This is a genomic window from Streptomyces sp. NPDC017448 (assembly GCF_044330565.1).
Taxonomy (GTDB): domain Bacteria; phylum Actinomycetota; class Actinomycetes; order Streptomycetales; family Streptomycetaceae; genus Streptomyces.
On sequence record NZ_JBIRLM010000014.1, the window covers coordinates 23911 to 34121 of the forward strand.

Consider the following 10211-nt stretch of genomic DNA (forward strand, 5'->3'; position numbering starts at 1 on the left):
ACGCAGGAGCCGATTCCACGACGTGAGAGAGAGGATGGCCCATGGCCGGCAGCAACGAACAGCCGCAGGACCCGAACCAGCTCCACCCCCGCCCCGACTTCCCCCAGCAGGACCAGGAACATCCCGGCTGGACCGGGCCCATGGACCCGCCGCCCGACCACGGCGAGGAGTCCTACCGCGGCTCCGGCCTGCTCGACGGCCGGAAGGCGCTGATCACCGGTGGCGACTCCGGTATCGGTCGCGCGGTCGCCCTGGCCTACGCCCGCGAGGGTGCGGACGTGGTGCTGACCCACCTCCCCGAGGAGGAGAAGGAGGCCCAGGAGACCGTCCGCCTGGTCGAACAGGCCGGGCGCAGGGGCGTCCCCGTCGTCTGCGACATCCGCGACGAGAAGCAGTGCCGCTCGCTCGTGGAGCGCACCGTGTCCGAGTTCGGGCGGATCGACGTCCTGGTCAACAACGCGGCCTACCAGATGTCCCAGCCGGACGGGATCTCCGCGATCTCCACCGATCAGTTCGACCGCGTGGTGCGCACCAACCTGTACGGCATGTTCTGGCTGTGCAAGAACGCCCTGCCGCACATCCCCGCCGGCGGCTCGATCATCAACACCACGTCGGTGCAGGCGTACAAGCCGAGCCCCCACCTGCTGGACTACGCGATGACGAAGGGGGCGATCGTCACCTTCACCCAGGGGCTGGCCCAGATGCTGGCCTCCGACGGCATCCGCGTCAACGCCGTCGCCCCCGGGCCCGTCTGGACGCCGCTCATCCCGGCGACCCTGCCCGACACCGCCGAGTTCGGGAAGCAGAGCCCGCTGGGCCGGCCGGCCCAGCCCGCGGAGATGGCGCCCGCCTACGTCTTCCTCGCCTCCGCCAACGCCTCCTTCATCACCGGCGAGATCATGAACGCCACCGGCGGCACCCCGATCCCCTGACAGCGGCGGCCCCGGCCCCCCGCTGCCGACGACCCCGCCACCTCCGGACCCGTACGGCGGATCCGTGCCGGCCCCCGCGCGAGGGGGCCGGCGCGTTCCGGGCCGCCCGGCGCCCCCACCGGGGGCCGGCGACCTCGTGCCGGAGCTGAGCGGGCCCCCGCTCCCCACCCGAAGGAGTCCTCCTCCGCCATGCGCGCCCTCGCCCTCGTCTGCACCCTGAACGCCTCTCCCGCCCCCTCCAGCAGTCAGCGCCTCGCCGAGCAGGTCATGGCGCGGTTCGCCCGCCATGACGTACCGGGCGAGATCGTCCGGGTCGCCGATCACGACGTCCGCCCGGGGATCGGCGTGGACATGGGCGACGGCGACGCCTGGCCGGCCATCCGGGAGAAGGTCCTGGCCGCCGACATCCTGCTCATCGCCACCCCCATCTGGCTCGGCCACCCCTCCAGCGTCTGCCAGCGGGTCCTGGAGCGGCTGAACGCCGAGTCCTCCGAGACCGACGACCAGGGCAGGCCGCACATGTACGGCAAGGTCGCCGCGGTGGCCGTGGTCGGCAACGAGGACGGTGCGCACAAGGTGAGCGCCGACGTCTTCCAGGGCCTCAACGACGTGGGCTTCTCCCTGGCCCCCGGAGCCGTCACGTACTGGGTCGGCGAAGCCATGCAGGGCACCGACTACCAGGACCTGGACGAGACCCCCGAGGCCGTCGCCTCCACCACCGCGGCGCTCGCGGCCAACGCCGTCCACCTCGCCCGCCTGCTCACCGGCGGCTCCTACCCGGCGTCCTGAGGGCGATCGACGGCGCAGCGTTACTCCTCCCCCCGCATCGGGAAGCCGGACTGTATGGACCACTCCACCGCCCCCGTACTCGACGCTCTCCTGGCCTACCACGACCAGGACCAACTGCCCTTCACCCCGCCCGGCCACAAACAGGGCCGCGGAGCCGACCCGAGAGTGCGGGCCGTCCTGGGGGACGCCCTGTTCCGTGCGGACATGCTGGCCGTGTCCGGTCTGGACGACCGGACCACCTCCGGGAAGGTCCTGGAGCGGGCGGAGCGGCTGATGGCCGACGCCGTGGGCGCCGAGCACACCTTCTTCTCCACCTGCGGCAGCTCGCTCTCGGTCAAGGCCGCCATGCTGGCCGTCGCGGGACCGCACGAGAAACTGCTGGTCAGCCGGGACGCGCACAAATCGGTGGTCTCGGGCCTGATCCTCGCGGGCATCCGCCCCGTATGGGTCGAACCCCAGTGGGACGCCCGACTGCACCTGGCCCACCCGCCGGCGCCGGACTCCTTCCGTGCGGCCTTCGAGGCGCATCCCGACGCGCGCGGCGCGCTGCTGACCAGCCCCACCCCCTACGGGACCTGCGCCGACATCAACGCCGTCGCGGAGCTGTGCCACGCGCGCGGCGTGCCGCTGATCGTGGACGAGGCCTGGGGCGCCCACCTGCCCTTCCACCCCGAGCTGCCCACGTGGGCCATGGACGCCGGCGCCGACGTGTGCGTGACGTCGGTGCACAAGATGGGGTCCGGGCTCGAACAGGGGTCGGTCTTCCACCTGCAGGGCGACCTCATCACCCCCCACACCCTCGCTTCCCGCGCCGACCTGCTGGACACCACCAGCCCCTCGGTCCTGGTCTACGCGGCCCTGGACGGCTGGCGCCGCCAGATGGTGGAGCACGGCCACACGCTCATGGAGGATGCCCTGGCGCGGGCCCGCCGCGTACGGGCGGCCGTGCAGGGCGTCGACGGGCTGCACGTCAACGGGCGCGACGACTTCTGCTCGGCCGGGCTCGCCTTCGACATGGACCCGCTGCAGATCTTCATTGACCTGAGCGAGGTGAAGTTCAGCGGCTACGACGCCGCCGACTGGCTGCGCCGCCACCACCGCATCAACCTGCACACCTCCGACCACCGGCGCATCAACGCCCAGCTCACCCACGCCGACGACGAGAGGACCACGGGCCGGCTCCTCGACGGCCTGCGCGACCTGGTGGCCCACGCCGACGACCTCCCGCCGGCCCCCGGCATCCGTATCCCGGACCCGAGCGAGCTCCGCCTCCGGCAGGTGACGCTTCCCCGGGACGCGTTCTTCGGGGAGGTCGAGCAGGTGCCCGCGGACCAGGCGGTCGGCCGGGTCTGCGCGGAGACGCTGACCCCGTACCCGCCCGGCATCCCCGCGGCCCTCCCCGGTGAGCTGCTCGACCAAGCGGTGGTGGACTACCTGCGCACCGGCGTCGAGGCGGGCATGTTCGTCCCCGACGCCGCCGACAGCACGGTCGCCACCATCCGCGTCTCCGTGCACGACGTGGGCGCCGACTGAGCCCGGCCCCGCACGGCTTCAGGCCGTCGTCGGGGCGGCTGCCGCCGTCGTGCCGGAGAGCGCCGGGGAGGCGTGGAACAGGGCCTGGACGGCGGAGGTGACCTGGGCGGCGACGGCCTCGGGGGAGGAGGCGTCGAGCTTGCCGTCGAGGTGCAGGAACGCGAGGCCGTGGACGAGGGTCCAGACGGTGGTCGACAGGGCGTCCGCGTCCCCGTCGGGGAAGGCGGCCCCGACGATGGTGCGGACGTACCGCGCGATGGCCTCGGTCGCGGCGACCCGCTCCTCGCTGGTGGGGTCGCAGGGCTCCGCGAACATCGCCCGGAACAGGGCCGGGTGTTCCAGCGCGAACCGTACGTAGGCCACGGCCACGGCGGCGAGCTCGTCGGGCGTCGAGGGCGCCGGGTGGGCCCGGGCCGGCTGCTGCGCCAGCTCCCGGTACCCTTCGGCGGCCACGGCGGAGACCAGCGCCTCCCGGTCGGAGTAGTGGCGATAGGGAGCCGTCGCCGACACCCCGGCACGCCGGGCCACCGCGCGCAGCGAGAGCGCGGCGCTGCCGTCCTCCTCCAGGAGTTGGCGCGCGGCGCGAAGGCAGGCGGCGCGCGGATCCCCGTGGTGGTACGTGGTGGGCCGAGACATGGGGCACGCTCCTGTGTTCGCCAGGTCCCCCTCTCCTCCCAGATGTGAACGGTGTACACATCGTAGGTGATCGGGAGGGGAGGGGAAAGCCGTCCCCGGCCGGGCGGGGCGCCGCCGGCCGGGAGGAGGCCGGTGCCCGCCGTTCAGGCCGCCTTCCGGGGCCCGGCCGGCCAGGAGCGGTAGCGGCGCAGGGCGGTTCGCTGCCTGCGCTGTTCGGAGACCAGGGCGATCGCCGGGTGGATGCCGGGCCGGGGCGCGCTTCCCCTGGCGATGCGGCGCATCTGGTGCCGTACCTGCGCCGTGCCGGCGAGGGAGGAGAGGGCCTTGTCGGACCAGTTCACCGGGCGCATGGTGCGGTCGGCCTCGCGGCCCCGGCGCCAGCGGTCGGGCAGGCCGGGGGTGACGGCGAGCGCGGTACCCATGCCGACGACCGCCACGCCGCCGTCGAGGACCCGCTCCGCCGTCTCGCGCCGGGTGATGACCCCGGTGAGTATGAGGGGGAGCGGGCTGGTCCCGGCCAGATCCTCGGCCAGCTCCAGGAAGTACGCCTCGCGGGCCCGGGTGCGCGAACCGGTGGAGCGGCCGGTCATCGCCGGGCTCTCGTAGCTGCCGCCGGAGAGTTCGACCAGGTCGACGATGTGGGCGCGGCGGTGGCGCGCTGAGGGCCGTCCCGGCCCGTTCGGGGCGGCCGCCCCGGCCCGCTCCTTCCGGGCGGGTGCTCGCCGGGCCCCTGCTCCCGCAGGCGGTGCGCCCGGCGGAGGCTCCCGCTGCGGTGGCTCCTCGGGCCGCGGCCGGGGCAGGGCCCGGGGCCCGGGACGCGCCGGTGGGGCCGGTGCGGGGGTGCACCGGCCCCACCGTTCGATCCGTGCCGACCACGGGTGGGCCATCCGTGGTCGGACGTGATCAGGCCAGGTCGAAGCGGTCCAGGTCCATGACCTTGGCCCAGGCGGCGACGAAGTCCGTCACGAACTTCTGCCGCGCGTCGTCGCTCGCGTACACCTCGGCGAGGGCCCGCAGCTCGGAGTTGGAGCCGAAGACCAGGTCGGCGCGGGTGCCGGTCCACTTGACCCGGCCGGACGCGTCGCGGGCCTCGAACTCGTCCTGCGCCGACGACGTCGGCTTCCAGGTGATGCCCAGGTCGAGCAGGTTCACGAAGAAGTCGTTGGTCAGCGTCCCCGGCCGGTCGGTGAGGACGCCGTGCCGGGAGCCGCCGGTGTTGGCGCCCAGCACCCGCAGGCCGCCGACCAGGACGGTGGTCTCCGGGGCGCTCAGCGTGAGCAGGTTGGCCCGGTCCAGGAGCAGGTACTCGGCGGGCAGCCGGGCGGCCTTGCCGACGTAGTTGCGGAAGCCGTCGTACGCCGGCTCCAGAGCGGCGAACGACTCGACGTCCGTCTGCTCCTGCGTGGCGTCGACGCGGCCCGGCGTGAACGGCACCTCCACCTCGACCCCGGCGTCCCTGGCCGCCTGCTCGACGGCCGCGCTGCCCGCCAGGACGATCAGGTCGGCCAGCGAGACCTGCTTGCCGCCCTCGGCGTTGAAGGAGTCCCGCACGCCCTCCAGTACGCGCAGCACCCGGGCCAGCTCGTCCGGGTCGTTCGCCTCCCAGCCGCGCTGCGGCTCCAGCCGGACCCGCGCGCCGTTGGCGCCGCCGCGCTTGTCGCTGCCGCGGAAGGAGGCCGCCGAGGCCCAGGCGGCCGAGACGAGCTGTCCCACCGTCAGGTCCGTGGCGAGCACCTGCTCCTTGAGCGCGGCGACGTCCGCGGCCTCCAGCGGCTCGCCCGTGCGCTCGGGCAGCGGGTCCTGCCACAGCAGAACCTCGGAGGGCACCTCGGGGCCCAGGTAGCGCTGGACCGGGCCCATGTCACGGTGTGTCAGCTTGAACCAGGCGCGGGCGAAGGCGTCCGCGAACTCCTCCGGGTTCTCGTGGAAGCGGCGCGAGATCTGCTCGTACGCCGGGTCGAAGCGCAGCGCCAGGTCGGTCGTGAGCATCTGCGGCTTGTGCTTCTTCGACGGGTCGTGCGCGTCCGGGATGGTCGCCTCCGCGTCCTTGGCGACCCACTGCTTCGCCCCGGCGGGGGAGGTGGTCAGCTCGTACTCGTAGGCGAAGAGGTTGTGGAAGAACTCGTTGCCCCACGCGGTCGGGGTGCTGGTCCAGGTCACCTCCAGACCGCTGGTGATGGCGTCGCCGCCCTTGCCCGACTTGTACGAGCTGCGCCAGCCCAGCCCCTGCTCCTCCATCGGGGCGCCCTCGGGGTCGGCGCCGACGTTCTCCGCCGGACCGGCCCCGTGCGTCTTGCCGAAGGTGTGGCCACCGGCGATGAGCGCGACGGTCTCCTCGTCGTTCATCGCCATCCGGCGGAAGGTCTCGCGGATGTCGCGGGCCGCCGCGACCGGGTCCGGATTCCCGTTGGGGCCCTCGGGGTTGACGTAGATCAGGCCCATCTGGACCGCGCCGAGCGGGCTCTCCAGCTCACGGTCGCCCGTGTAGCGCTCGTCGTCGAGCCAGGTCGTCTCCGGACCCCAGTAGACGTCCTCCTCCGACTCCCAGACGTCCTCGCGACCGCCGGCGAAACCGAAGGTCTTCAGACCCATGGTCTCCAGGGCGACGTTGCCGGTGAGGATCAGCAGGTCGGCCCAGGAGAGCGCCTGGCCGTACTTCTTCTTGACCGGCCACAGCAGCCGCCGGGCCTTGTCCAGGTTGCCGTTGTCCGGCCAGCTGTTCAGCGGGGCGAAGCGCTGCTGGCCGGCGCCCGCGCCGCCGCGGCCGTCGCTGATGCGGTACGTGCCGGCGCTGTGCCAGGCCATCCGGACCATCAGCGGACCGTAGTTGCCGAAGTCGGCCGGCCACCAGTCCTGCGACGTGGTGAGCACCTCGGCGATGTCGCGCTTGACGGCGGGCAGGTCGAGGGCCTGGAAAGCGGCCGCGTAGTCGAAGTCCTCGCCCAGCGGATTGGCCACGGCGGGGTTCTTGGCGAGGATCTTCAGGTTGAGGCGGTCCGGCCACCACTGGCGGTTCCCGCCGCCCTGCGTGGGGTGCGGCGCGCGGCCGTGGGCCACGGGGCAGCCGCTCGCCTGCGCCTCGGGCACCTCGGGAACGGCCGTCTCGGGCGAATCCGGGGTGACGGGGTCGTAGACGTGCGACTCGTGGTTCTCGGTCATGGAAATCCTTCCGGACCCGGCGGCGGGTCGTGGGGCGCTGAACGGGGAGGAGGATTCGGGTCGTGCAGAAGGGGCACGCTGTGATCCAGGACGTCGCCGCGGCCGGACCGAACGCCTCACGGGCCGTGGACCGGGTGGCCCCGGGCGGTGCGGTGCGGGCTGCGTCGGCAGGCGGCGCCGCGCGGTCGAACGGCGGTGTCCCGTCAGGTGTCTCTGCTGCCGTGCCGGAGCCTTCCTGTCTCTTGGATGTCGCCGGGATCGATCCTACGATGGACTTCGTCCAAGTCAAGAAGTGAGCTAAAACCATATCGACCGAGGTGCGACGTCGTCCGATTCTTCGCGGCGGCCGCGCCTCCCGGCGAAGCGGAGCGGGTGAGACGGGATGAGCGACCTCCTGCAACGGCTGCGGGGCCGTGGCTGGCGGCTGACCTCGCAGCGGCGCGTCGTCGCGGAGGTCCTCGACGGCGACCACGTGCACCTGACCGCGGACGAGGTGCACCTGCGGGCCGCCGCCCGGCTGCCCGAGATCTCCCGTGCCACCGTCTACAACACGCTGGGGGAACTCGTCGCGCTGGGCGAGGTGGTGGAGGTCTCCACCGTGGGCCGGGCCAAGCGCTACGACCCCAACGCGCACCGCGCCCACCAGCATCTGGTGTGCTCCGGCTGCGGCACGGTCCGCGACGTCCACCCGGCCGGCGACGCCCTGGCCGACCTGCCCGGGAGCGAGCGGTTCGGCTTCACCGTCGGCGCGGTGGAGATCACCTATCGCGGGCTGTGCCCGGCCTGCGCCTGACTCGGAGGCGGGCGGCGGCGCCGGAGGCCGGAGACCCCGCGGTCAGACGCGGCCCTCGCGGATCGACGCCACGTCGTAGACGAGGGCCGAACTGTCGGCCGGTCCGCGGCAGGTCAGCCGGCGCGGCGGTGTGCGGCGGGCCCGTACCTCGACGTCGAACGCCCTCGCGCCGTCCGCCCGGTCGCTGACGCGGATGCGCCAGCCCCGCTGGTCACGGACGGTCTCGACGACGTCGTACGCGTACCGGCCCGCCGGACCGAAGCGCGCGAGCACCCCGGCCACGGCCGCCTGCTGCGGCGGGTGGAGCGTGGTGTAGCCCCGTAGATGGGCGGCGTGGATGCGGTCGGCCAGATGCTCCCGGACCACGGTGACCGCCGACGCCGCGTCCAGATCGCCGTAGTAGACGCCATCGGGCACCACGACCACGTTGGCGGCGAACCGGTCCCCGCCCACATGCGTGCACTCCCACACCAGGTCGGGCCAGCACGCGCTGAGAACCGCGCCCACGGGGCGCCCGCGCACCGCGCAGCACGCGTCGTGCGTGCCGTGGGCGCAGACGAGGACGACCGGCGGCAGACCGGGCTCCCCCGGGGAGTCCAGCGCCGCCGCGATCCGCGCCAGGTCCTCGTCGCGGCGCCAGCCGCCCCACTGCTGGCGCAGGCCGCCGGAGCCGTCGTGGCGCAGCACCGCCCACCGGCCCCCTTCACCGGGAAGGCGGCGGCCGGGCCGCCGGACCAGCAGGATCCGCGCCCGGTGCGCCCGGGCGGCGGAGTACACGAGGGCCTTGGCCCCCGGATCGAGGGCGAGGCCGTCGTAGCCGTTGGCGGGCCAGCCGCGCCGGTACTCGATGAGGACCCAGACCGTGCCGTACGGCGCCGTGCCGGCGAACGCGTCGCCGCGCTCCCGGGCGGCGTCGGCGCAGAAGAAGCGGCCGGGCGCGGTCACCGGCCCGCGGGCACCAGCACGCCCGCCCGCAGCAGCCGTCCGGCGAGATCGAGGCCGAGGTCGCCGGCGGTGCGGACCCGTCCGTCGAGCAGCCGGGCCACGGGGACGAGGTCGTCCGCCGGGAAGTCGAGGTAACCCACCCGGGTGAACAGGCGCGTTCCGTCCAGCCGTGGCTCCAACGCCTCTCGCAGCCGGACCGGCGAGGCGGGGCCGAGGCTGTTCAGAGCGGCGAGTTGGGCCAGCGGCCCCAGGGGCGCCGGGCGCGCCAGGGACCGGTGCGCACGGTGGAACAGCGGGGCGGGGTCGGCATCGGCGACGGCGGCCAGCAGGCGTTCACGGACCAGCTCCGTCGGACTGCCCGAGCCGTTCGTCCTGCCGTCCCCCGTGCCCGGAGCGCCCGGAGCGCCGCTCGGGCCGGCTGTACCGTCCACGTCGTCCGGCCCGCCCGCTTCCAGGAGGGGCCCGCCCGCCCTCAGGGGGAGGCTGCGGCGCATCGACGGGTCGTCGGCCAGGTCCGCGAGGGCGGCCCGGACCAGCTGTTCGGCCAGCGCGTAGCGCGTCCGGACGTGGACCCCGAGGGTCAGATGGACCGAGACCTCTCCCCGGGCCTGCGCGGAGTGCAGCCAGCCGCGCGGCAGATAGAGCACATCGCCGGGGCGGAGCGTCGTGTCCAGGTGCGGGATGCCGTGTGCGGCCCGCTCGGCGACGGCCGCGCGGTGGTCGGTCCACGGCTGGTCGCGCAACGGGTCCGGCAGCACGGGCTCGTGGACGACCCACCGCTTCGTCCCCTCGATCTGGAGGACGAAGACGTCGTGCACGTCGTAGTGCGCGTCGAACCCGCGGTTCTGCGGCGGGGTGACGTAGGCGTTGGCCTGGACGGGGTGCCCCAGCTCCGTACCGAGTGCGGAGACCAGGTCCGCCACCGGCTCCCAGGTACGGTGCAACGCCTGCAGGACGAGCGTCGCGCCGTCCTCGAACGCCCGCCACAGGGCGGTGTCGTCGAGCTGGTCGGCGACGGTGGCCCCCACCCCGGCGGACGCGGTGAACGACGACTCGGGGAGCGTGGAACCGTCCTTGGCGACCCGGAGGAACGGCGTACGCAACCCGCGCCGTGAGACCAGTTCGTCCACCGCGGCCGCGGAGAAGACGTCGGAGAAGTCGCTCGCCCCGCGCGTCAGCGCCGCCGTGCGGGCCCAGACGTCACGGGCGAACTCCTCCCGGCCGAGGCGGGTCAGGCGAGACTCCAGGATTCCGGCGCCCTGACGTGCGCCGGAATCCTGGAGCTCGGTCCGGGCCATGCTCAAGAGCGGCTGCCGCCGTCGGCGCTGCCGTCCGCGCCGCCGTCGTGGACGCCGGGGGTGCCGGCCGCCCCGCCGTCGGCGGGACCTTCCGCGCCGCCGTCGGCTCCACCGTCCGCGCCGCCG

The 10211-nt window shown here is 74.0% G+C and carries 9 protein-coding genes and 1 pseudogene; 4 read left to right on the forward strand and 6 right to left on the reverse strand.

Annotated elements, in window-relative coordinates; translation table 11 throughout:
• The first annotated feature begins 41 nt into the window (after nucleotides 1-41).
• From ACH4K1_RS22240 to ACH4K1_RS22250, 3 genes are all read left to right on the forward strand, one after another.
• Complete coding sequence (locus tag ACH4K1_RS22240) at nucleotides 42-932, forward strand: SDR family oxidoreductase (protein WP_398091011.1); 891 nt, start codon at nucleotides 42-44, stop codon at nucleotides 930-932.
• Nucleotides 933-1121: 189 nt separating this feature from the next.
• Entirely contained in the window at nucleotides 1122-1721 is a 600-nt protein-coding gene (locus ACH4K1_RS22245; RefSeq protein ID WP_398091012.1) for a flavodoxin family protein, read from the forward strand.
• Nucleotides 1722-1775: 54 nt separating this feature from the next.
• Complete coding sequence (locus ACH4K1_RS22250; RefSeq protein ID WP_398091013.1) at nucleotides 1776-3254, forward strand: aminotransferase class I/II-fold pyridoxal phosphate-dependent enzyme; 1479 nt, start codon at nucleotides 1776-1778, stop codon at nucleotides 3252-3254.
• A gap of 18 nt (nucleotides 3255-3272) precedes the next feature.
• Here the strand turns inward: ACH4K1_RS22250 and ACH4K1_RS22255 are convergent, their stop codons facing one another.
• From ACH4K1_RS22255 to katG, 3 genes are all read right to left on the reverse strand, one after another.
• Nucleotides 3273-3890 carry a TetR/AcrR family transcriptional regulator gene (locus tag ACH4K1_RS22255; RefSeq protein ID WP_398091014.1) on the reverse strand — a complete coding sequence of 206 codons (618 nt, stop codon included), beginning with the start codon at nucleotides 3888-3890 and terminating at the stop codon, nucleotides 3273-3275.
• Between the two features lie 143 nt (nucleotides 3891-4033).
• The gene (locus ACH4K1_RS22260) at nucleotides 4034-4480 is read right to left on the reverse strand and encodes a hypothetical protein (protein WP_398091015.1); all 447 of its coding nucleotides are present in this window, start codon (nucleotides 4478-4480) and stop codon (nucleotides 4034-4036) included.
• 313 nt (nucleotides 4481-4793) lie between these two features.
• Nucleotides 4794-7049 carry a catalase/peroxidase HPI gene (gene katG / locus ACH4K1_RS22265; RefSeq protein WP_398091016.1) on the reverse strand — a complete coding sequence of 752 codons (2256 nt, stop codon included), beginning with the start codon at nucleotides 7047-7049 and terminating at the stop codon, nucleotides 4794-4796.
• Between the two features lie 382 nt (nucleotides 7050-7431).
• Here katG and ACH4K1_RS22270 point away from each other — a divergent pair, with 382 nt between their 5' ends.
• A complete protein-coding gene (locus ACH4K1_RS22270; RefSeq protein ID WP_398091017.1) occupies nucleotides 7432-7842 on the forward strand; it encodes a Fur family transcriptional regulator in 411 nt (136 codons plus the stop codon).
• 42 nt (nucleotides 7843-7884) lie between these two features.
• Here the strand turns inward: ACH4K1_RS22270 and ACH4K1_RS22275 are convergent, their stop codons facing one another.
• The 3 genes and pseudogenes from ACH4K1_RS22275 to ACH4K1_RS22285 all read right to left on the reverse strand — a co-directional run.
• Nucleotides 7885-8787, reverse strand: coding sequence for a sucrase ferredoxin (locus ACH4K1_RS22275; RefSeq protein ID WP_398091018.1), 903 nt, complete (start codon nucleotides 8785-8787; stop codon nucleotides 7885-7887).
• Nucleotides 8784-10091: a cupin domain-containing protein gene (locus tag ACH4K1_RS22280; RefSeq protein WP_398091019.1), complete on the reverse strand. Its 1308-nt coding sequence runs from the start codon at nucleotides 10089-10091 to the stop codon at nucleotides 8784-8786. Before ACH4K1_RS22280 ends, ACH4K1_RS22275 begins: the two co-directional genes overlap by 4 nt.
• Nucleotides 10088-10211: pseudogene (locus ACH4K1_RS22285) on the reverse strand (BatC protein); the annotation flags it as partial. The pseudogene ACH4K1_RS22285 and the gene ACH4K1_RS22280, both read right to left, overlap by 4 nt.

What these genes read in the sequence shown, in the direction of transcription:
- ACH4K1_RS22240 (WP_398091011.1), top strand. Translation starts at nt 42, where the DNA reads ATGGCCGGCAGCAACGAACAGCCGCAGGACCCGAACCAGCTCCACCCC.
- ACH4K1_RS22270 (WP_398091017.1), top strand. Translation starts at nt 7,432, where the DNA reads ATGAGCGACCTCCTGCAACGGCTGCGGGGCCGTGGCTGGCGGCTGACC.
- ACH4K1_RS22245 (WP_398091012.1), top strand. Translation starts at nt 1,122, where the DNA reads ATGCGCGCCCTCGCCCTCGTCTGCACCCTGAACGCCTCTCCCGCCCCC.
- ACH4K1_RS22260 (WP_398091015.1), bottom strand. Translation starts at nt 4,480, where the DNA reads ATGACCGGCCGCTCCACCGGTTCGCGCACCCGGGCCCGCGAGGCGTAC.
- katG (WP_398091016.1), bottom strand. Translation starts at nt 7,049, where the DNA reads ATGACCGAGAACCACGAGTCGCACGTCTACGACCCCGTCACCCCGGAT.
- ACH4K1_RS22255 (WP_398091014.1), bottom strand. Translation starts at nt 3,890, where the DNA reads ATGTCTCGGCCCACCACGTACCACCACGGGGATCCGCGCGCCGCCTGC.
- ACH4K1_RS22250 (WP_398091013.1), top strand. Translation starts at nt 1,776, where the DNA reads ATGGACCACTCCACCGCCCCCGTACTCGACGCTCTCCTGGCCTACCAC.